We start from the raw sequence: 19,773 nt of genomic DNA, 5'->3' as shown, positions 1-19,773 counted from the left end.
CGAGGAGTTAGCAATGGCACATAAGAAGGGTGCATCCAGCTCGCGCAACGGTCGCGACTCGAATGCCCAGCGACTCGGCGTGAAGCGCTTCGGCGGTCAGGTCGTCAAGTCCGGCGAGATCCTGGTTCGCCAGCGTGGCACGCACTTCCACCCCGGCGTCAATGTCGGTCGTGGCGGCGACGACACGCTGTTCGCCCTCGCGGCGGGTGCGGTCGAGTTCGGCAGCAAGCGTGGCCGCAAGACCGTGAACATCGTGGTTCCGGAGCCGGTTTCGGCCTGACGCCGTCACCGGAGCCTCTCCACACACTTTCCGAAGCGGGTCAGGGTGAATACCCTGGCCCGCTTTGGTGTTCGAATGGCACCCGAACCGGCGGCGCGGAAGCGGCGCTGTCACTACAGCCGACCAGTCCTGAAGGAGGATGATCACCGGTATGTCCAAATTCATCGACCGCGTCGTGCTGCACGTGAGCGCGGGCAAGGGCGGGCACGGATGCTCCTCGGTGCGCCGCGAGAAGTTCATGCCGCTCGGCGGGCCAGACGGCGGCAATGGCGGTAACGGCGGGGATGTGATCCTCGAGGTCGACCCCAATGTGCACACCCTGCTGGACTTCCACTTCCATCCGCACGCCAAGGGCGGCAACGGCAAGCCCGGCGAGGGTAATAACCGCAATGGCAAGCAGGGTGAGAGTCTGCTGCTGAAGGTGCCCGAAGGCACCGTCGTCATGAGCCCCGAGGGCGAGGTGCTGGCCGATCTGATGGGTGCCGGTACCCAGTTCATCGCGGCGCTGGGCGGTCGTGGCGGTCTGGGCAATGCGGCGCTGGTATCGAAGGCGCGCAAGGCTCCCGGTTTCGCACTGCTCGGTGAGGCGGGCCAGGAACGTGAACTGGTCCTGGAACTGAAGTCGGTCGCGGATGTGGGCCTGGTGGGCTTCCCGTCGGCCGGTAAGTCCTCGCTGGTGTCGGTGCTGTCGGCCGCCAAGCCGAAGATCGCCGACTACCCGTTCACCACGCTGGTGCCGAATCTCGGTGTGGTGCTCTCGGGTGACACTACTTTCACCGTGGCCGATGTGCCGGGTCTGATTCCGGGCGCCAGCGACGGCCGGGGTCTGGGCCTGGACTTCCTGCGGCATCTGGAGCGCTGCGCGGTGCTCGCCCACGTGGTGGACTGCGCCACCCTGGATCCGGGCCGCGACCCGGTCTCCGATGTGGATGCGCTCGAAGCCGAACTCGCCGCGTACCAGCCCGCGCTCAAGGGCGATGCGAGCCTGGGTGATCTGGCGGACCGCCCGCGTGTGGTCATTCTCAATAAGGCCGATATTCCGGATGCCGATGAGCTCGCCGATATGGTGACCCCGGAATTCACCAAGCGTGGTTGGCCGGTGTACAAGATCTCGGCGGTGAGCCGGGAAGGCTTGCGCCCATTGACTTTCGCGCTCGCGAAGATGGTCGACGAGTACCGCAAGGCGCATCCGAAGGCCGAGCCGGGTCGTGCCATTATCCGTCCGGTTGCCAAGGGCGACAGTGGATTCAAGGTGAAACCGGATCCGGAGACGCCGGGTGGCTTCATTGTCATCGGTGAGCGTCCCGAGCGTTGGGTGGCGCAGACCGCGTTCGACAATGAGGAAGCCGTCGGTTACCTGGCCGACCGCCTGGCTCGCCTCGGTGTCGAGGATGAGCTGGTGAAGCAGGGTGCGCAGCCGGGGGCGCCGGTGACCATCGGCCATGTGTGCTTCGACTGGGAGCCGCAGATCTCCGCCGGCGTGGAGACCCTGTTGACCCGCCGCGGCGTCGATCCGCGACTGGATCAGAGCGAACGCATCGGTGCCGCCGAGCGTAAGTACGCCTCGCGTGCGCGCCGTGGGTTGCTGTCGGAGGACGAGGACAAATAGTGACCGTCGCACCGGATCCGGTCTCCCTCCGGGGATGCTGGACCGGCGCGGCAATCGGAAGCTGCTGTGGTGGCGGCACCTTGCCGATGCGGAAGGTGCGAGCGCAATACCGCCGCGAATCGCATAATGCTGGTGAATTGAGGTGTGGTGCAATGAGTTCGGGTATCACGCGGGGCCCCGTGGTCGATGCGGAGTCCGCTGAGCCGAGCGCGGCGCGGCAGGCGATCGCGTCGGCACGCAGTGTGGTGGTGAAGATCGGATCGTCCGCCCTGACCAGTCTGGAGGGTGGTCTCGATAACGCGCGGCTGGATCGCCTGGCCGATGCGGTGGAGGGGCGGATGCGCGCCGGATCCGATCTGGTGGTGGTGTCCTCCGGTGCTATCGGCGCGGGCATGGCGCCGCTCGGATTATCCAGTCGTCCAAAGGATCTGGCCACCAAACAGGCTGCGGCGAGTGTCGGCCAGCTGGCTCTCGCGCACGCCTGGGGTACCTCCTTCGCGCGTTACGACCGGGTTGTCGGCCAGGTGCTGTTGAGCGCCGATGACTTCTCCCGCCGGGAATCTCACCGCAATGCCCAGCGCACTCTGGATCGGCTGCGCGCCCTGCACGCCATTGCCGTGGTCAACGAAAACGACACGGTCGCAACGGAAGAGATCCGCTTCGGCGACAATGACCGGCTGGCCGCCCTGGTGGCCCACCTGATCGGCGCGGATGCGCTGATTCTGCTCTCCGATGTCGAGGGTCTCTACGACGGCGACCCCCGCAAGGGTGGCGCCAAATTCATTCCCGAAGTCCGTGGCACCGCCGACCTCGATGGCGTAATCGCGGGCAGCGGAGGCGCTTTGGGTACGGGTGGGATGGCCTCGAAGCTCTCGGCTGCTCGGCTGGCCGCCGACGCCGGAGTGCCTGTTCTGCTGGCCGCCGCCTCCGATGCCGCCGCGGCGCTGTCCGGTGCATCGGTCGGCACCGCCTTCGCAGCCCGGCCGGTCCGGCTGTCCGCCCGGAAGTTCTGGGTCCGCCACGCGGCCGACAGTCGCGGGGCGGTCCATCTCGACGCGGGTGCGGTCCAAGCCGTCGCCGCCCGCCGCAGCTCCTTGCTGGCGGCCGGAATCACCGAGGTCCGCGGCCGTTTCTACGGTGGCGATGTGATCAGCCTGGTAGCACCCGACGGGCATGTGGTCGCCCGCGGCATCGTCTCCTATGACAGCGATGAGCTCGAGACCATGAAGGGGCGATCCACCACGGATCTCCCAGAGGGTATGCAGCGTCCGGTGGTTCACGCCGATGATCTCGTAAAGGTCTGACCGCCAACATCTTTCCGAGGACCCGCCGATGTCGCAAGCGATCCTGCGCTCACCTCGCATCACCCTGCTACCGCTCGCGGATGAACACCTCGACCATGAGGTCGAGTTGGACGCCGATCCGGAAGTCATGCGCTATCTCGGCAATGGCACGGGGCGTTCCCGCCTGGAAGTCGAACGGGCGCACCGCAATCGAATGGCGGCGGCGACGCAGGTGCCGGGACTCGGGTACTGGATAGGCCTCGTTGGCGATCGCTTCGTCGGTTGGTGGATTCTCGCGGCTCCGGACCGCCCCGATCAGGGTCCCGTGGAAAGTCAGGCCGAACTCGGGTACCGGTTGTTGCCGCGCTATTGGCGGCGGGGGCTCGCCAGCGAGGGTGCTCGTGAGCTGCTTCGGTACGGCTTCGAGGACCTCGGCCTGACCCGGGTCTTCGCCGAGACAATGGCTGTCAATACCGCATCCCGCGCGACCATGGCGGCCATCGGGCTGGAATACGTCCGCACCTTCCATCTGCGATGGGAGGATCCGATTCCCGGCGCGGAGCACGGCGAGGTCGAGTACGCCATTACTCGAAAACACTGGAATACCAATCGGTCTCGATTCAATATTCGCTGAATTCGCGCCGGGCCAGCCGTTGCAATATGCGCGACACGCACGGAAAGTACGCGAATTCGTTCATAGGTGCGCTCGGGTGGGATTGAGGGCTGGGTCAGGGGCGACGGAGGGTCGGGGGAATGGCAGTGGGCGGGCGGCGGGGGTGGCGCATTCTGGAGGTGCACCCGGTGCCGAATCGCATGTGCCCTTCGCCGATAAGCGATTTCCGGATCCGGCGCGGTCCGCCCTTGCCGCGTCGGGCTCGCGATCCGGTAATCGCCCGCGGCGCCGGGTGCGCCCGCACCGCCCCGGAGGTAGGTAGGTATGTACGTACCGGACAGTACGCAGTTGTGGCGGGTGGGTGGCCGTGGCTCGCACGTCGAAACCCGTCCCCTGCTGCCGAATTGGCATGAACTGCTGGCCGCGTTCTGCGGTCATATCGGCGACCAGCCGGAGGATCACATGGTGACCCGCTGGGCGCGGCTGCTCGCGGAATTGCATCTGGCCCGCAGACAGCAGCCCGACCGCATCGCTGAGATCGATCACCGGCGCGCCCATATCGTCACGTGTATCGACGATTTCGTCGTCATACGCAGCCGACGCGGCGCCACGTCGAGCGGGGAATCGCTCGGCTCGGTCGTAGACGCCATGGCCGCCGCCCACGTGCGCGCCGTGCACCTGTTGCGGACCGTGGAGGACGTATCCGATGACCGAGTCCACGCGGCTTGGTTCCGCTTGGCCTCCATGGCCGACGGCTGGACCGATCGTGTCGCGGGCGTGATCGAGCAGCCCGTGCGCCGGACCGCATAGCTGCCGACCGGTCGGCATCGGCGGCGGTAGCCGACGTACGGCTCGGCCTGCGGGATAGTGGCGACCAGCGGGCTCGGGGTGCGGTGGACGCGGTGGCGCGCAGGGGGCGCGGCCGCGCCCATCCGTGCGTCAGCGGTCGAGGGGGAGTGTGCGAACGGGGTCAATGGGCGGGATGGGCCTCGAGGATGCAGTCGGGGGCGGCGGTGGAGATGGTGCGGTGCAGGGTGAAGCCGCTGCGGGCGAGCAGATTTCGGTAGTCCGATTCGGAGCGCTCGCGGCCGCCCGCATTGACCAGCATTTCCAGGTCGATGAATTTGCTGGCATGGGGGCGGTGGTGTTCGGGGAGCACCATTTCGATAATGAGCAGGGTGCTGGAGGGGTCCATGGCGGCATGGACGGTGCGGAGCAGACGTTCGGCTTCGGCGTCGGTCCAGTCGTGGACGATATGTTTGAGGATGTAGCCGTCGCCGCCCTTGGGAACCGATTCGAAGAAGGAGCCGGTTTCCACCGTGCAGCGGTCCGCCAGGCCGAGCCGGGCGAGTTCGGCGGGCAGTGGCGCGACTACTTCGGGCAGGTCGAAGATGACACCCCGGGTGGATTGGGTGCGGCGCAGGATGGCGGTGAGCAGGTTGCCCTGACCCGCGCCGAGGTCGACGAGAGTGCGGTAGCGGCCGAAATCGTATGCGGCGAGCAGGGGGTCGATGGAGAGGGTGCCGATGCTCGACATGGCGCGGTCGAACAGGTCACCGAATTCCCGATGGGTGGCCGCGTACTCGAAGAAGGTCGCACCCTCCAGTGCCGGACCGACGGCGGAGCCGGTGCGTACCGCGTCGGCGAGATGGGTCCAGTGGTTGCGGTGGTAGTCGGAGCCGAAGAACAGCAGCATATCCCGCAGCGTGATCGGCGCGTCGGAGCTCAGCGCCCGCGAAATCCCGTTCAGCGCATAGGATCCGTCGCGCCGCTCGGCGAATACATCGAAGCTCAACAGCAGCCGCATGAGGCGGCGCAGCCCGTCCTCGTCGACATCGAGGACCCGCGCGAGCTCGGCCGGCTTTTTGGGCCCGTCGGCGAGCGCATCGGCGATACCCAGTTGAGCGGCGGCATTGATGGCCTGGGCCAGGAACCCGGTCATCTGCATCTCGAGTAGCGCGATATGACCGGGGATCAGGCGTCGGTGCAGGGCAGCGAGCCCGTCCCGGAATAGTCCGAGCGCGCGCAGCAGGGGCAGGGGTGGAAGCTTGGTGGATCCGGACGCCATGACGACTCCATCGCTGGTCGGCACTGCTCAGAACGGGTCCGAGCCTACGCCGGTCCGGCCACGAATCCGGGTCAGCCGCTGTAGCGTGCGGCTTCCTGTCCGGCATCCGGCTCGGGTGTATAGCTCGATGAGGACGGCTCGGTAGCTTTCTCCTCGATCCACTCACCGGGCTCCGCGGGCAGCTGTCGCCAGTGTGCTCGTGGATCCGGCGTCTCGCTCGGGTTCACCTGTGCGGCCATGATCGGGCTCCCTCCCCAATGGAAGTTCGAGTGTACGCGCGACCGCGGCCCCGGCCCGTGACAGTGGTGCAGCAGCGGGACTTCGCGGATGTGACGCTCATCCGATGCGAGGCGGGATGCCGCCCGCCACCTCGTTATTCCGGCATGCTCGGCCGGAATCCACCCATTGGTCGCGGTGTTGCGGGACATGGATCCCGGCCAAAGGCACACCGGGATCGCGAGTTCGGTGGCTTTGACGTGGTGAGTGTCAGGTCGGAGCGGGTGTCAGGACGGAGTGGCCAGCGCGAAAGGCAGGACGGCGTCGGCTCCCGCCGCGCGTAGGGTGCGGACCGCCATGGTGAGTGTCCAGCCGGTATCGGTGAGGGTGTCCACGAGCAGGATCGGGCCGTGGACATCGGTGAGATCCGGTATCTCCCAGGCATTGTGGAGGGCGGCGACGCGGTGTGCGGAGTTGGCGGCCGACACCGGCGGGAGGTCCGGGCGCAGGTGCAGGATGCCGAGGTCGTTCAGACGGCCCACCTGGGCGAGTCGGGCGGCCAGTGAGGCCGCCAGCATGGGGTGGGTGGCCGATTCCATGGCCATGACGTGCATGGGGCGCTGCGACCAATCCCATTCGCGCAGTACGACTGTGCAGGCCTTGAACACCTCGTCGGGGACCGGGCCGTCGGGGGAGTCGAGGAGGGCACGCAGGCGCTGGCCCCAGCCGAGATCGCTGAGGCGGCCGAGGACACGACCGACTTCCGCACCTTGGGAGATCTTGCCGGACAGCGAGATTCCCAATTTCGCCATACCGGTCGGCCACTGTTTGCGCGGGGCCAGGTCGATACCGGGCCGGTCCAGACGGGCGCGGATGGCCGACAGGGATTCGGTGTCGACCGCGGTATCGAGGCGGGTGCCGGTGCAGTTGTCGCAGCGCCCACAGCCGGGGGAGTCGGGGTACAGACCCGGATCGTCGAGTTGGCGACGCAGGAAGTTCATTCGGCATTCGTCGGTGGCCTGGTAGTCGACCATGGCCTGTTGTTCGGCATCGCGGGCGATGGTGAGGCGCTCATAGCGTTCGGTGTCGTAGACCCAGGGCTCCCCGGTCGAGATCCAGCCGCCGCGTACGCGTTTGACCGCGCCGTCGACATCGAGCACCTTGAGCACCATTTCCAGGCGGGAGCGATTGAGTTCGACCAGGGGTTCCAGCGCGGCGGTGGACAGCGCTCGATCGGTATCGAGGGCATCGAGGACCGATCGCACGATATGTTCGCGCGGGAAGGCGACCGAGGCGAAGTAGCTCCAGATCCGCCGGTCTTCCGGCCCGGGCAGCAGCACCACTTCGGCACGTTCGGTAGCGCGCCCGGCACGGCCCACCTGCTGGTAGTAGGAGATGGGCGAGGAGGGCGCACCGACGTGCACCACGAATCCCAGATCGGGTTTGTCGAAACCCATACCCAGTGCCGAGGTGGCGATGAGTGCCTTCACCTCATTGTTGAGCAGCGCTATTTCGAGGGCTTCGCGCTCGGTGGGATCGGTCTGGCCGGTATAGGCGGCGACATGGTGCCCATGCGAATTCAGCACATCCGCGAGATCGTGGGCGGCGGCGACGGTCAGGGTGTAGACGATTCCGGAGCCCGGCAGCGCCCGCAGATGTTCACTGAGCCAGGCCGTGCGCTCGACCGCATCCGCGATCCGCACCACCGACAGATGCAGGGACTCTCGATCGAGGCTGCCGCGCAGCACCAGCGTATCGGTGCCGATCTGGGTGGCCACATCGGTGACCACGCGGTCATTGGCGGTAGCGGTGGTGGCCAGTACCGGCACATCCGATCCGAGATCGGCGATCAAGGTCCGAATTCGCCGATAGTCCGGCCGGAAATCATGTCCCCAGTCCGATACACAGTGCGCCTCGTCGATGACGACGAGTCCGGCATCCGCCGCCAGCTTGGGCAGGACCGCATCGCGAAAGTCCGGATTGTTGAGGCGTTCCGGACTGACCAGCAGGACATCGACATCCCCCGCGGCGACGCTGGCGTGAATCTCGTCCCATTCGGTGACATTCCCCGAATTGATGGTCGCCGCAACCACGCCCGCTCGCTCGGCGGCCACCACCTGGTTGCGCATGAGCGCCAGCAGTGGTGACACGATCACCGTCGGTCCCCGCCCGGCGGCCCGCAGCAGTTTGGCGGAAATGAAGTACACCGCCGACTTACCCCAGCCGGTGCGCTGCACGACGAGAGCTCGCCGCCGCTGCACCACCAGCGCCTCGATAGCGGTCCACTGATCCTCCCGCAGCCGCGCGGCGGGTCCCGCCAATTCCCGCAGCAGCCGCTCGGCATCCGCCCGCAGGGCGGTCGGCGTCGTGGTATCGGTCCCATCGGTCGAGGTCACGCGCTCCATGGTGCCTCACCGCACCGACATCCGACCCCGCGCACCACCTTCGCGCACCCATTATTGGCTGACGCACCCCCTTCGTGACGTGCGTTCGCGTCCGTGGAGCGGGGTGCCTACCCCTTCACCGCGACCACTCTCTCCGGAACCCTCTCCTGTACATCCCCGCGGCGGGCGGCGTCTACGCCTCCATTCGCGCCGGACAGCAGGCCGACGCCGACCGTCGAGCCCAGGCCGAGCGCCGCACGGTCAGCTATCAGACCCGCTACTCGGCCAAATACGATCTGTATGCCGAGGCGGTGAGCCAGGCCGATGTCACCCGTCTGCTCGACCAGATCGAGAAGAACCGCCCACGCTGATCGGCTTGATTGCGGTGTGGCCAAGATCGGGCGCGTCGCCGGATTGTCCCGGGACAATGGGGCGGAGGGGCCGGCCGGTCTTCTCGGGTGCAGGGAGGCGTGATGGGTGAGAGGTTTGTGTCGCCTGCGGGGTGGACTCCGCCGGGGGCGCAATTTTCCAGCAAGGCAACGATTTCCAGGACGGTGGGCGCGACACTGGTCGGGTTGGTGGTTACGCCGGTCGCGATCGCCCTGGCGGCGCTCGGGGCGGCCGATACCAAGCGCTGGGTGATTCTCGGGAATCTCGCGGATCGGTGGGGGTCCGCATTGCAGATCCTGGTCGGGGCGACGCTGTTCCTGGTGGTGGCGGCGATGGCCGCCTACTCACCGGCGAGCACCATGATCGCGGGGCTGGTGTGGGGTGTGATCCCGGGGCTGATCTACTTGATATTTCCCGACGACTCGTTTCGAACCATCGGCGAGCTGCCGCTGCTCTCCGACGAAATGCATATCGCGCTCTATGAGTGGTTGGCGACGGGATTCCCGCTCATCGTCGGCATGGTGTTGATCGGCGCGGGCGTGGCGGCCACGTTCCGGCGGCGCTGAATTCAGCACCGCCGGACCGCGACTCAACCCTTCACGCACAGCACCTGACGCAGCGTGGTGACAATATCGACCAGATCGCGCTGGGCATTGATGACCTGATCGATGTCCTTGTAGGCGGCCGGAATCTCATCGATCACCCCGGCGTCCTTACGGGACTCCACACCCTCGGTCTGCTCGATCAGATCGGCCACCGTGAACTGCTTCTTGGCGGCATTGCGGCTCATCCGCCGCCCCGCGCCATGCGACGCCGACTGGAACGAGGCCGGATTTCCCCGGCCGCGAACCACATACGACCGCGTACCCATCGATCCCGGAATAAGTGCCAGCTGCCCGGCCCCCGCCCGCACCGCACCCTTACGGGTCACCAGCATGGGCATCCCATCGATGGTCTCCTCGGAGACATAATTGTGGTGGCATGAAGTCGGCTCGTCGAAACGCACGTCGCGCCCAGCGAATTCATCCCGCACGGCCTCACACACAAGCGCCAACATGACCGCCCGGTTACGTGCCGCATACTCCTGCGCCCACGTCAGATCTCGCCGGTAAGCATCCATTTCCGGTGTCCCGGAAAGAAATACCGCCAAATCCCGATCGGGCAGTTCCTGGTTATGCGCTAGGTTCCGCGCTACAGCCATATGGCGCTCGGCGAGTTCCTTACCGATATTACGGCTTCCGGAATGCAGCAGGATCCACACGCGCTGCTCGGAATCCAGACAAATTTCTGAAAAGTGATTTCCGGAGCCCAGTGACCCCATCTGCCTCTGCGCCTTGGATTCCAGTGCCTGCACGCCGGAGTCGAGTGAGCTGAACGACTTCCAGAACCGCTCCCATCCGCTGCGCAACGTGGTGCCAGCCGCCTTCTGCCCATACATCTCGCTCTCCAGCCGCTGCACGTTCACCGGATCGGCGTGCGCCGAGAAACCAACCGGCACAGCCGCTTCAATCCGAGACCGCAGGGCATGCAAGTTGTCGGGCAGGTGTGAGGCGGTCAGCGAAGTCCGCACCGCCTCCATTCCGCAGCCGATGTCGACACCCACCGCAGCAGGCGCGACGGCATCCTTCATGGCAATGACGGACCCAACGGTCGCGCCCTTACCGAGATGCACATCGGGCATGACGCGCACGCCATACACCCATTCCAGTCCGGCGATATTGCGCAACTGCTGGAGCGCGGCCGGTTCGACCTCGTTCTCGTGGGCCCACATGAGCGTCTGCGCGCGCGTTCCGCGCAGCTCGACGGGAAACATCGTCCTTACCTTTCCTCAACATCCGAATACCCCACCGTAGGGATCGGACGAGGTCCCGCGCACCTCAATATTGCCGCCGGCTCCGAATTCGGGATCGGATAAAGCCCGCGGCATCCATAGGAAATTGCCTTACATCGCGTTGGGGGTGCAGGAGGAGAGGATGACGTGGGCGGGGCGCGGGGAGGCACTGCCGAGGTCGGGGAAGGGTGGGTTCGTTTCGCCCAGTGCGGTTACGGCGATGGTCTCGGCCTCGGCGCGGGAAGGTGCGGCGGCCCAGCCGTAGGTGCCGTCCGCGCCCCGGGCGATCGCGCCGCAGCCGTCGGTGAAACGCAGGACTATTCGGCAGTCGTAGACGGCGCAATCGCGGATGGCGGCGGCGTCGGACGAAACCTTGCTGGAATCGGTGGACGCGACCGCGGATCCATTCAGCTCGGAGAGGGCGATGGTGCCGTATTGGCTGGCCGCGTTCGCACTACCGGCGACGGTGAGGGCAAAGGCGGCGGCTGTGGCGGCGGTGAAAGCGGCACTGCGGGCGAGCGACAAGAGAATCCTCGGTATTTCAGAAACTGGTGAACGAGGCCGATGCTAGACGAAACGGGTGCCGCTCGGGGCGTGAGTTTTGGGAAATACCTTGCTATCTCGGGCAACTCGGCCACGGTTTCGGTGGCCGAGTGCGGCAGGGGCAGCTCAGGCCGTGCGCTCGGCGCGGGCGGGTACCAGACCGAATGGGGCGGGATGGATTTCGCGGGTGAAGTCCAGGACCTCGACAGCGGTCGGACGCAGACGCAGCAGGATGAAGTCGCCACCGGTGGGGCCGTCGGGGAAGAACATCTCGAACTCGCGCATCCATTTGGCGTTCAATTCCGCGGGATCGTCGATGATTTCGGCGGCGGCGTAGAGGCACGCGTAGGACAGGCCGACGCGATCCTCCACGGCGTAGGTCACCTCGGGGTGCAGGGCGATATCGAGGGCTTTGCGGGATTTCGGGCTGGTGCCGATCCAGACCGTCGCATCGGCGTCGACGCTCATGGTCTGGACGAGGCGGGTGTGCGGGTGGCCGTCGGCGAGGGTGGTCAGGAAGCCGTACTTGCCGGCCCGCACGATTCCCACTGCCGCGTCGAACAGTTCCTCGGACATGGTCGATCTCCCTACTCTGATATAGAGGATTCTCTCTATATAGAGCGAGCGTACTATATCGTGTGCGATCTACCAGGTCGCGGGGACCTGGCGAGTGAGGGCGGTGCGGAGCGCGGTGAATGCGGAGGCATTGGCGAGATCGGTTTCACGCAGATGCCAGGCCATGGACATGAAGCCGTGGACGGTGCCGTTCCATCGGTGGATCTCCGTATCGACCCCGGCATCGCGCAGCATTTGGCCGTAGGCCTCGCCCTCATCGCGCAGCGGGTCGAACTCCGCGGTGGCGATATAGGCGGGTGGGAGGCCGGACAGGTTGGCGCGGAAGGGATTCGCGTAGGGATTGTCGGCATCGGCTTCCGGCGCCAGATACTGCTGCCAGTACCAGCGCAGGTGCGCGGCGGTGGTGAAGTAGCCCTCGGCATTGTCGCGGTAGGACGCGCTACCGCAGGCCGGGTCGAGCATGGGGTACATGAGCAGCTGAAAGGCAATATCCGGGCCGCCGTTATCGCGGGCCGCGATAGCGGCGACCGTGGCGAGATTGCCGCCCGCGCTATCACCGGCGACGGCCACGCGGGCCGGATCGCCACCGAGGGATTCGGCGTGGTCGGCGACCCAGCGCAGCACCGCGTAGGCGTCATCGGCGGCGGCCGGGAAGCGCGCATCGGGGGCGCGGCGGTAATCGACCGACACCACAATTGCCCCGGCCGCATTGGCCATGGTTCGGCAGAAGCGGTCATGGCTGTCGAGACCGCACAGCACGAACCCGCCGCCGTGATAGAAGACGACGACGCCGGGAGCCTGCTCCGCCTCGAGCGGGCGGTACAGTCGCACCGCGACCTCGGGTGCGCCGACCGGGCCAGGTACCAGCCATTCCTCCACCCCCGCAACGGGTATCGGCTCCACCGCCGGTGCCGGTCGGGAGGCGAGGAACGCCCGAGCTTCCGAAGCGTCGAATACTTCGGTGCCGATCGCGGGGAAGGCCGCGGTGGCGGCATCCACGAAGACTTGCCATTCGGGGGAGAGAGGCACGGCGAGATCCTTCCGGTGAACCGCCGCCGACCGGCGGCGGCCCAATGGGGTTGGGTTACTACATATTTCGTGGGATGAATTTGCCCGCCGCCAGACCGCCGTCGACAGTCACCTCCGCACCGGTGATGTATGCGGCGGCATCGGAGGCCAGGAAGGCGACCAGTTCGGCGACTTCCTCGGGCAGGCCGGTGCGCTCCAGCGGCAGGGTCGGGAAACTACCCGGGCCGGTGGTCAGATACGGCACCATCGGGGTGGCGATGGGGCCGGGATGTACCGAGTTGACGCGGATCTGGGCGGGGCCCAACTCCAGTGCGGCGATCTTGCTCAGCCCGCGCAGACCCCACTTGGACGAGCCGTACGCGGAGTGGTTCATCAGTCCCTCGATACCGGCCTGCGAGGAGATGTTCACAATGGAGCCGCCACCCGCCTCGGTCATGGCGGGAACGACCGCCTTGATGCCGTTGAACGCGCCCACCAGATTCACCTCGAGAATCCGCTTCAGCTCTTCGGTGGTGGTCTCGAGCAGCGGCTTCATCGTGTAGATGGCGGCATTGTTGACCAGCACATTGAGCGTTCCGAATGCCGAAACGGCCTCGCTCACAGCCATATCCCAGCTGTCGGTGTCGGTGACATCGTGGCGTACGAAACGGGCCGCGTCACCGAGGGATTCGGCAAGCTCCTTCCCTTCGGTGTCGAGGACGTCGGTAATGATCACCCGAGCGCCCCGCGCCACGAACAGCCGTGCCTCCGCCGCCCCCTGCCCGCGCGCGGCACCGGTGATGAGGGCGACTTTGCCGTTCAGATCAGCCATTTCGGTTCCTTCTACTTGTTGCGGAAGTGGGGGATGACCTTCTCGCCCCACTGACGGATTGTCTCCAGGCACGCGTCCTGCGGCACGGTGCCCATTTGGATGAGGCACAGGATCTCGTCCGCGCCCGCCTCCTGTAGCCGCTCGACATACGCGATGGCGTCATCGGCGGTCCCGTAGGCGTGCTCGGTATTGAAAATCGCTGTGGAGCTGGCCTTTACAGGGATCTTGGCCTCGTGCAGATAGGCCACATGCTGCTCGGCGGCCGCCCGAATCCTGGCCACCTCGTCCACGCCGGGATCGACCGCCTCATCGGGGATGGGGCCCGCACCGTAGTAGTACTTGATGGACTGGGCGAAGAAGCGCTGCCCACGCGCACCGATCTGTTGGGCCCGGTCCCGATCGTCGAGCACGATGGTCGGGCAGAGCGCGGCGAAATGATCGTTCACTACCGTGGAGACGAAACGTTCCCCGGTGCGTGCGGCAATGGCGGTGTCATAGGTGCGGCGCAGCTGCGCGATCTCCTCGATGCCCGCGAAACCCAGTACCAGAGCGCCGATTCCGTAGTCGGCGGCCAGCTTCAGCGTGTCTTGCCTGGTGCACGCCATGAACAGCGGCGGATGCGGACGCTGTACCGGCCGGGGCAGCAGATGATGCGGGTCGATATCGAGAAGCTCACCGTGATAGGAGAATTCGGCTTCCGGGTCCTGCCACGCGGCGGCGATCATGCGCAGTGATTCCTCGACCTCCTGATGGGTGCGGTCGGGATCGACTCCGCACATGGAGGTTTCGACGGCCGTGGCCCCGCGTCCCGCCCCGAGATTCAATCGCCCGTTCGACAGCACATCCAGCATGGCGGCCCGTTCGGCGGCGCGGACCGGGTGGTTGAAGTTGAACGGCATACAGACCACCCCGTGCCCGATGCGAATACGCTCGGTCCTGGCGGCGACCCAGGTCAGGAAGATCTCGGGCGCGCTCATATGCGCGTACCACTTGAGCCCGTGGTGTTCGACGGCCCAGACGGTATCGAAGCCGACCTGGTCGGCGAGTACGGCCTGCTCCACACAGTCGCGCAGCACCTGGGCCTCGTGCTCGGCAGTCGGGTTCGTCATCTGCGCTTCGAAGATCATCGAGAACTTCATCGCCGCCACTCCTCGCCGCTTCGGCCCGGTCGGGCCGAGAGCTATGCCTAGACGAAATAGTTCTGCACGCATAAGCGGAGGTCATCGGGATGTCCCAGTGGCCGGGACCACACCGTGCCGGGGCCCGATCGCGCACTTAGCGTCGAGAACACAACCGCACCCCCGTCTCGACGCCGGCCCGATCGCGGCCCTGCCGGGGTGCACGGCCCGGGCACTGGCGCGGGGGACCGTGAGGAAGGACTGAAATTCGTGGGACAGCTGGACGGCAAGGTAGCCCTGGTCACGGGCGGTGCGCGCGGTATGGGTGCCGAGCATGTGCGCCGCTTCGCGGCCGCGGGCGCGCGAGTGGTGTTCGGCGATGTGCTCGATGACGAGGGCAAGGCCCTGGCCGCCGAGCTGGGTGCGGACACACACTATGTCCACCACGATGTGACCAGTGAAAGTGACTGGGGCACAGCGGTATCGGAGACGGTCTCGCGTTTCGGCCGCCTCGATGTGCTGGTGAACAATGCTGGCATCCTGCGGTTCGCGCCCATCCTGGAGATGAGCCTGGACGAGTTCGACACCGTCATGTCCATCAATGTGACCGGCGCGTTCCTCGGCATCAAGACCGCCGCGCCCGCCATGATCACCACCGGCGGCGGCTCCATGGTCAATGTCTCCTCGGTGGAGGGTTTCGTCGGCGCGGCCAAGCTCTCCGCATACAGCGCCAGCAAATTCGCGCTGCGTGGCCTCACCAAGTCGGCGGCGCGCGAACTCGGTCACTCCGGGATCCGGGTCAATTCCATTCACCCGGGCGGTATCGCCACGCCGATGACCGCCGCTGTCTCCGGTGCGAGCGGTATCGACGGCAACAGCTTCTTTTCCGGTCTGCCCATTCCGCGCTGGGGTCAGCCCGTGGAGGTTTCCGAGGTGGCGCTCTTCCTGGCCTCGGACGCATCCAGCTACTGCACCGGCGGCGAATTCGTCGTCGACGGCGGCATGCTCACCAGCTGCGGATACTGAAAGGGATTTGGACACAGTGGTATCCAGTAATTCTGCTTCGAAGGCTCATGAGTCCGAGCCGGTCGAGTTCGAATTCGATGTCGTGGTCATCGGATCCGGCGCGGCCGGTATGACCGCCGCGCTGACCGCCGCCTATCGCGGACTGTCGGTCACCCTGATCGAGAAGAGCCGCCTGTTCGGTGGCTCCACCGCGCGCTCCGGCGGCGGCATCTGGGTGCCCAATAATCCGGTGCTGCAGGCGGCGGGCGTGCCCGATAGTGCCGAGATGGCTCGCACGTATCTGAAAGCCGTTGTCGGCAATCGGGTTCCGGAGGCCAAGCAGCGTGCGTTCCTCGACAACGGGCCGGAGATGTTCAACTACCTCGGCGCACGGTCCAGGTACTGGGACTTCGTCTACGACCGGGGATACTCCGACTATCACCCGGAGTATCCGGGCGGGCTGTCACAGGGCCGCAGTATCGAGCCCAAGCCGATCGACGGGCGACTGCTCGGCGCTGATCTGCACAAAATCAACAAGCCGACTATGTCCGCCCCCGCGGGCATCGCCATTACGGTCAGCGACTTCCACGATCTGAATATGATCGCGCGCACCTGGGCGGGCAAGAAGGCCGCTGTGAGGGTCGGCGCGAAGACCGCCCTGAATATGCTCAAGGGTGCGCTGCCGCTCAGTCTGGGCAAGGCTCTGGCGGCCCGGTTGTGGCTGTCGCTGCGCGATGCCGGCGTGCCGGTGTGGCTGAGTACCCCGCTCACCGAGATCATGGTGGAGGGCGGAGCTGTGGTCGGCGTGCGTGCCGAGCACGAGGGCCGGCCGGTGGTTATCAAGGCACGGCGCGGTGTGGTGTTGGCCGCGGGCGGTTTCGAGCACAACCTCGAAATGCGCAAGCAGTACATCGCAGGCCCGCAGTCCACCGAGTGGACCGTCGGTGCGACCGAGAACGTCGGTGAGGGCATTGTGGCGGGCCAGAAGGTCGGCGGCGCGGTGGATCTGATGGATGACGCGTGGTGGGGTCCGTCGGTGCGTAACCCCGAGGGTCCGCCGTTCTTCTGCCTGGCGGAGCGGTCGCAGCCGGGCGCGATCATTGTCAACAGCAACGGTGAGCGCTTCGTCAACGAATCCGCGCCGTATGTGAATGTCGTGCACAAGATGTACGAGGACGAGGCCGCGGGCACCGGCACCATTCCGGCGCACTTCATCTTCGACCAGAACTTCCGCGACCGGTACCTGTTCCTCGGAAACTTCCCGAAACGCCCACTGCCGCAGAAGTATTACGACTCGGGCATTATCAAGTCGGCCGATACCCTCGCCGAGCTGGCGGCGAAGATCGGCGTCCCGGCCGACCGGCTCGCGGCGTCCGTGCAGCGGTTCAACGGCATGGCCCGCAACGGTCGTGACGAGGACTTCGGGCGGGGCGATTCCGCCTATGACCGGTACTACGGCGATCCGACTGTCAAACCGAATCCCACGCTCGCGCCGTTGGAGCGTGGACCGTTCTACGCGGTGGAAATGGTGCCCGGCGACCTCGGCACCAAGGGTGGTCTGGTCACCGACGAACACGCTCGGGTACTCGACCACGAGGGCCGGGTGATCACGGGACTGTATGCGGCGGGCAATAATTCGGCCGCCGTCATGGGCAATGACTACGCGGGCGCGGGCGCGACCATCGGACCCGCCATGGTGTTCGGGTATATCGCCGCCAACCACCTCGCCGATCTCGAACCCGGGCAGAAATCCGAGAGCAAGCCCGCGCCCGCCAAGCGGCCGGCGCGACGCGCTCACGCCAATAGCGCCGCGAATCAGGAGAAGTGAGATGGGCAGGGTCGCTACCAAGCACGTCATTGTCACCGGCGGCGCACGCGGTATGGGCGCTGCGTTCGCGCGCACGCTCGCCGCCGAGGGGGCGAAGGTGACCATTACCGACGTGCTCGTCGAGCAGGGCGAGGCATTGGCCACCGAAATCGGCGACACCGCACTGTTTCTCGCACACGACGTCACCGACGAGGCAGGCTGGAACGCGGTGGTCGCCACCGCCGAGGAGTCGTTCGGCCCGGTCTCCGGTCTGGTCAATAACGCGGGCATTGTGCATGTCGATCCCATCGAGAAACTCTCCGAGGCCGATTACCGCAGGGTCATCGATGTCAATCAGGTCGGGGTATTCCTCGGCATGAAGGCCGTGATCGGGTCCATGCGCCGTGCGGGCGTCGGGTCCATCGTGAATATCTCCTCGACCGGTGGACTCATCGGCTACTCCAACATTCTCGGCTATGTGGCGTCCAAGTGGGCGGTGCGCGGGATGAGCAAGACGGCGGCGCAGGAGCTGGCCGCCGACAATATCCGGGTCAACTCGGTGCATCCCGGCATTGTCGCCACCGAGATGACGGCCGACTCGGACCGCTCGCACGAGATCGCCGCCAAGCAACCCATCACACGCCCGGCGCGACCCGAGGAGCTGGCCAACCTGGTGCTCTTCCTGCTCTCCGACGAATCCTCCTACTCCACCGGCGCCGAGTTCATTGCCGACGGCGGCTTCACCTCCCAGTAGTACCCGGCGGGTTCCGCCTGCGAGACAAGGACATTCACATGAAGAACTTCAACGGCAAGGTGGCCGTGATTACCGGAGCCGGTGCCGGTATCGGGCGGGCCCTCGCGATCGAGCTGGCACGCGGTGGAGCGCAGCTCGCGCTGTCGGGGCGCAACCTCGACAGTGTGGCCGAGACGGCGGCGCTGTGTGAGAAGGAGGGCGCCAAGGTCCGCGCCTACCAGCTCGATGTGACCGACCGCGCCGCCGTGTACGCGCACGCCGATGAGGTGGTGGCCGATTTCGGCAAGGTCAATATCGTCATCAATAATGCTGGTGTCTCGCTGACCGCCAATATCGAGGACGTCAGCTGGGACGACTTCGAGTGGATCTTCAACATCAACTTCTGGGGCACCGCTAACGGCACCAAGGCATTCCTGCCGCACGTCATCGCCTCCGGTGACGGGCATATCGCGAACGTCTCCTCGATGTTCGGACTGGTCGCGTGCCCGAGCCAGAGTGGCTACAGCTCTTCGAAGTTCGCCATGCGTGCCTTCACCGACGCCCTGCGCCAGGAAATGATCATCGCCGAACACCAGGTGGGTGTCAGTAGCGTGCACCCCGGCATGATCAAAACCGACATCGCCTGGAAGGCCCGCGCTTCCGCCAACCGCGACCGCGACGCCCTCGCCGCCAATTTCGACGGCCTGGCCAAAACCACGCCGGAGCAGTGCGCACAAACCATCCTGAACGGCATCAAGAAGAACAAGCCACTCATCCTCATCGGCACCGACGCCAAGGCCATGAACTGGATGCAACGCCTGCTGGGCTCCGGCTATATGAAGCCGCTGACCGCGCAGATGCGCAAGGAGATCTAGCTCCGAGACGCGGTAGCGGAAGGCAGAAGTGTCGATCTCCATCCCCCTCCCGGGGGACCATCCGTTTTCAAGACGGTGACGGACGCCGGTCCGTTTTGCCTTCCGTGACGCAGGTCGGAATCGAACCGACGTGGGGCCTGAATGAAAGTCAGGCTGCCCGTACCAGCAGAGCAACTGCGCCGTCGTGGGGGCGGCAGGGATCGAACCTGCCCTGCGCAAGGCACCTGGTTTACAGCCAGGGTGAGCCACCAGGCTCATCGCCCCCATGGGTGGTGATAGCTGCGCCCGTGACGGGATTCGAACCCGCGATTTCTTCCTTGACAGGGAAGCGAGGACGGCCTGACTCCTCTACACCGGCTTGCCGCCTCATCCCGGCAGGTGGGAATTGGCGGGTGGAATTGAAAAGGGCCGCTCCCTTGGCTTTCGCCGTGGTGCGACCCGGTGCACAGGAACCAGTCCTGTTTATGGATCGCCCGCCGGATCGGTGTCGTACGACGAGGATTGCGGCTCGGAACGGCGCTCTGCGGCAGTATCGCGCCGCTGATACGCGGAGGCTGAATACTGGTTCATCGCCGTTCCTTTCGCTCTCGTCGGTTGGTATT

Annotated in this window: 20 protein-coding genes and 3 tRNA genes; 11 read left to right on the top strand and 12 right to left on the bottom strand. The window is 65.9% G+C overall.

What is annotated here, in order from left to right:
- The first annotated feature begins 13 nt into the window (after window positions 1-13).
- The 5 genes from rpmA to NU1_RS21845 all read left to right on the top strand — a co-directional run bounded on the left by rpmA (window position 14) and on the right by NU1_RS21845 (window position 4,595).
- A complete protein-coding gene (rpmA, locus tag NU1_RS21865; RefSeq protein ID WP_067523683.1) occupies window positions 14-280 on the top strand; it encodes a 50S ribosomal protein L27 in 267 nt (88 codons plus the stop codon).
- 151 nt (window positions 281-431) lie between these two features.
- Window positions 432-1,889, top strand: coding sequence for a GTPase ObgE (gene obgE / locus NU1_RS21860; RefSeq protein WP_067523703.1), 1,458 nt, complete (start codon window positions 432-434; stop codon window positions 1,887-1,889).
- A gap of 152 nt (window positions 1,890-2,041) precedes the next feature.
- Complete coding sequence (gene proB / locus NU1_RS21855; protein WP_067523682.1) at window positions 2,042-3,193, top strand: glutamate 5-kinase; 1,152 nt, start codon at window positions 2,042-2,044, stop codon at window positions 3,191-3,193.
- Window positions 3,194-3,221: 28 nt separating this feature from the next.
- A complete protein-coding gene (locus NU1_RS21850) occupies window positions 3,222-3,806 on the top strand; it encodes a GNAT family N-acetyltransferase (protein ID WP_067523681.1) in 585 nt (194 codons plus the stop codon).
- 303 nt (window positions 3,807-4,109) lie between these two features.
- On the top strand, window positions 4,110-4,595 hold the full coding sequence (locus tag NU1_RS21845) for a DUF4254 domain-containing protein (RefSeq protein WP_245720246.1): 486 nt from the start codon (window positions 4,110-4,112) through the stop codon (window positions 4,593-4,595).
- A 160-nt stretch (window positions 4,596-4,755) separates the two neighbouring features.
- Here the strand turns inward: NU1_RS21845 and NU1_RS21840 are convergent, their stop codons facing one another.
- The 3 genes from NU1_RS21840 to NU1_RS21835 all read right to left on the bottom strand — a co-directional run bounded on the left by NU1_RS21840 (window position 4,756) and on the right by NU1_RS21835 (window position 8,474).
- Window positions 4,756-5,853: a methyltransferase gene (locus NU1_RS21840; protein WP_067523701.1), complete on the bottom strand. Its 1,098-nt coding sequence runs from the start codon at window positions 5,851-5,853 to the stop codon at window positions 4,756-4,758.
- Window positions 5,854-5,924: 71 nt separating this feature from the next.
- Window positions 5,925-6,092 (bottom strand): hypothetical protein, encoded by a 168-nt coding sequence (locus NU1_RS41635; RefSeq protein WP_157552765.1) that lies wholly within the window; start codon window positions 6,090-6,092, stop codon window positions 5,925-5,927.
- 264 nt (window positions 6,093-6,356) lie between these two features.
- Window positions 6,357-8,474: a RecQ family ATP-dependent DNA helicase gene (locus tag NU1_RS21835; protein WP_067523680.1), complete on the bottom strand. Its 2,118-nt coding sequence runs from the start codon at window positions 8,472-8,474 to the stop codon at window positions 6,357-6,359.
- Window positions 8,475-8,548: 74 nt separating this feature from the next.
- Between NU1_RS21835 and NU1_RS21830 the strand changes: the two genes are divergently transcribed.
- A complete protein-coding gene (locus NU1_RS21830) occupies window positions 8,549-8,824 on the top strand; it encodes a hypothetical protein (protein WP_067523679.1) in 276 nt (91 codons plus the stop codon).
- A 102-nt stretch (window positions 8,825-8,926) separates the two neighbouring features.
- On the top strand, window positions 8,927-9,409 hold the full coding sequence (locus NU1_RS21825; RefSeq protein WP_067523678.1) for a hypothetical protein: 483 nt from the start codon (window positions 8,927-8,929) through the stop codon (window positions 9,407-9,409).
- Window positions 9,410-9,432: 23 nt separating this feature from the next.
- Here NU1_RS21825 and NU1_RS21820 read toward each other — a convergent pair whose 3' ends face one another.
- From NU1_RS21820 to NU1_RS21795, 6 genes are all read right to left on the bottom strand, one after another.
- The gene (locus NU1_RS21820; protein WP_067523677.1) at window positions 9,433-10,656 is read right to left on the bottom strand and encodes an RtcB family protein; all 1,224 of its coding nucleotides are present in this window, start codon (window positions 10,654-10,656) and stop codon (window positions 9,433-9,435) included.
- A 129-nt stretch (window positions 10,657-10,785) separates the two neighbouring features.
- Window positions 10,786-11,199, bottom strand: a complete 414-nt coding sequence (locus tag NU1_RS21815; protein WP_157552762.1) for a DUF4189 domain-containing protein — start codon at window positions 11,197-11,199, stop codon at window positions 10,786-10,788.
- Window positions 11,200-11,343: 144 nt separating this feature from the next.
- Window positions 11,344-11,793: a pyridoxamine 5'-phosphate oxidase family protein gene (locus tag NU1_RS21810; RefSeq protein WP_067523675.1), complete on the bottom strand. Its 450-nt coding sequence runs from the start codon at window positions 11,791-11,793 to the stop codon at window positions 11,344-11,346.
- 69 nt (window positions 11,794-11,862) lie between these two features.
- On the bottom strand, window positions 11,863-12,822 hold the full coding sequence (gene lipP1 / locus NU1_RS21805; protein ID WP_084521699.1) for a LipP1 family hormone-sensitive lipase: 960 nt from the start codon (window positions 12,820-12,822) through the stop codon (window positions 11,863-11,865).
- A gap of 58 nt (window positions 12,823-12,880) precedes the next feature.
- A complete protein-coding gene (locus tag NU1_RS21800) occupies window positions 12,881-13,633 on the bottom strand; it encodes a glucose 1-dehydrogenase (RefSeq protein ID WP_067523673.1) in 753 nt (250 codons plus the stop codon).
- 11 nt (window positions 13,634-13,644) lie between these two features.
- Window positions 13,645-14,772, bottom strand: a complete 1,128-nt coding sequence (locus NU1_RS21795; RefSeq protein ID WP_067523672.1) for an LLM class flavin-dependent oxidoreductase — start codon at window positions 14,770-14,772, stop codon at window positions 13,645-13,647.
- A gap of 249 nt (window positions 14,773-15,021) precedes the next feature.
- Here NU1_RS21795 and NU1_RS21790 point away from each other — a divergent pair, with 249 nt between their 5' ends.
- Genes NU1_RS21790 through NU1_RS21775 form a run of 4 tightly spaced genes read left to right on the top strand, consistent with a single transcriptional unit; the run spans window position 15,022 to window position 19,171 of the window.
- Window positions 15,022-15,777, top strand: a complete 756-nt coding sequence (locus NU1_RS21790) for a glucose 1-dehydrogenase (protein WP_067523699.1) — start codon at window positions 15,022-15,024, stop codon at window positions 15,775-15,777.
- Window positions 15,778-15,793: 16 nt separating this feature from the next.
- Window positions 15,794-17,584 (top strand): 3-oxosteroid 1-dehydrogenase, encoded by a 1,791-nt coding sequence (gene kstD, locus NU1_RS21785; protein ID WP_281221260.1) that lies wholly within the window; start codon window positions 15,794-15,796, stop codon window positions 17,582-17,584.
- Window position 17,585: 1 nt separating this feature from the next.
- Window positions 17,586-18,317: a glucose 1-dehydrogenase gene (locus tag NU1_RS21780; protein WP_067523671.1), complete on the top strand. Its 732-nt coding sequence runs from the start codon at window positions 17,586-17,588 to the stop codon at window positions 18,315-18,317.
- A gap of 38 nt (window positions 18,318-18,355) precedes the next feature.
- The gene (locus NU1_RS21775; RefSeq protein ID WP_067523670.1) at window positions 18,356-19,171 is read left to right on the top strand and encodes an SDR family NAD(P)-dependent oxidoreductase; all 816 of its coding nucleotides are present in this window, start codon (window positions 18,356-18,358) and stop codon (window positions 19,169-19,171) included.
- 105 nt (window positions 19,172-19,276) lie between these two features.
- On the opposite strand, the gene NU1_RS21770 is transcribed toward NU1_RS21775, so the two are convergent.
- From NU1_RS21770 to NU1_RS21760, 3 genes are all read right to left on the bottom strand, one after another.
- Window positions 19,277-19,352, bottom strand: a tRNA-Glu gene (locus tag NU1_RS21770).
- Between the two features lie 4 nt (window positions 19,353-19,356).
- Window positions 19,357-19,436, bottom strand: a tRNA-Tyr gene (locus tag NU1_RS21765).
- 17 nt (window positions 19,437-19,453) lie between these two features.
- A tRNA-Asp gene (locus NU1_RS21760) sits at window positions 19,454-19,529 on the bottom strand.
- Window positions 19,530-19,773: the final 244 nt, after the last annotated feature.

This window comes from Nocardia uniformis NBRC 13702, from assembly GCF_001613345.1.
Taxonomy (GTDB): domain Bacteria; phylum Actinomycetota; class Actinomycetes; order Mycobacteriales; family Mycobacteriaceae; genus Nocardia; species Nocardia uniformis.
The sequence above is the reverse complement of the archived record's forward strand: the minus strand, read 5'-3'. Positions and strand labels throughout refer to the sequence as shown.

What these genes read in the sequence shown, in the direction of transcription:
- NU1_RS21775 (WP_067523670.1), top strand. Translation starts at nt 18,356, where the DNA reads ATGAAGAACTTCAACGGCAAGGTGGCCGTGATTACCGGAGCCGGTGCC.
- obgE (WP_067523703.1), top strand. Translation starts at nt 432, where the DNA reads ATGTCCAAATTCATCGACCGCGTCGTGCTGCACGTGAGCGCGGGCAAG.
- proB (WP_067523682.1), top strand. Translation starts at nt 2,042, where the DNA reads ATGAGTTCGGGTATCACGCGGGGCCCCGTGGTCGATGCGGAGTCCGCT.
- NU1_RS21810 (WP_067523675.1), bottom strand. Translation starts at nt 11,793, where the DNA reads ATGTCCGAGGAACTGTTCGACGCGGCAGTGGGAATCGTGCGGGCCGGC.
- NU1_RS21800 (WP_067523673.1), bottom strand. Translation starts at nt 13,633, where the DNA reads ATGGCTGATCTGAACGGCAAAGTCGCCCTCATCACCGGTGCCGCGCGC.
- NU1_RS21820 (WP_067523677.1), bottom strand. Translation starts at nt 10,656, where the DNA reads ATGTTTCCCGTCGAGCTGCGCGGAACGCGCGCGCAGACGCTCATGTGG.
- NU1_RS21780 (WP_067523671.1), top strand. Translation starts at nt 17,586, where the DNA reads ATGGGCAGGGTCGCTACCAAGCACGTCATTGTCACCGGCGGCGCACGC.
- NU1_RS21840 (WP_067523701.1), bottom strand. Translation starts at nt 5,853, where the DNA reads ATGGCGTCCGGATCCACCAAGCTTCCACCCCTGCCCCTGCTGCGCGCG.
- NU1_RS21825 (WP_067523678.1), top strand. Translation starts at nt 8,927, where the DNA reads ATGGGTGAGAGGTTTGTGTCGCCTGCGGGGTGGACTCCGCCGGGGGCG.
- NU1_RS41635 (WP_157552765.1), bottom strand. Translation starts at nt 6,092, where the DNA reads ATGGCCGCACAGGTGAACCCGAGCGAGACGCCGGATCCACGAGCACAC.
- NU1_RS21795 (WP_067523672.1), bottom strand. Translation starts at nt 14,772, where the DNA reads ATGAAGTTCTCGATGATCTTCGAAGCGCAGATGACGAACCCGACTGCC.
- NU1_RS21845 (WP_245720246.1), top strand. Translation starts at nt 4,110, where the DNA reads ATGTACGTACCGGACAGTACGCAGTTGTGGCGGGTGGGTGGCCGTGGC.
- NU1_RS21835 (WP_067523680.1), bottom strand. Translation starts at nt 8,474, where the DNA reads ATGGAGCGCGTGACCTCGACCGATGGGACCGATACCACGACGCCGACC.
- rpmA (WP_067523683.1), top strand. Translation starts at nt 14, where the DNA reads ATGGCACATAAGAAGGGTGCATCCAGCTCGCGCAACGGTCGCGACTCG.
- NU1_RS21850 (WP_067523681.1), top strand. Translation starts at nt 3,222, where the DNA reads ATGTCGCAAGCGATCCTGCGCTCACCTCGCATCACCCTGCTACCGCTC.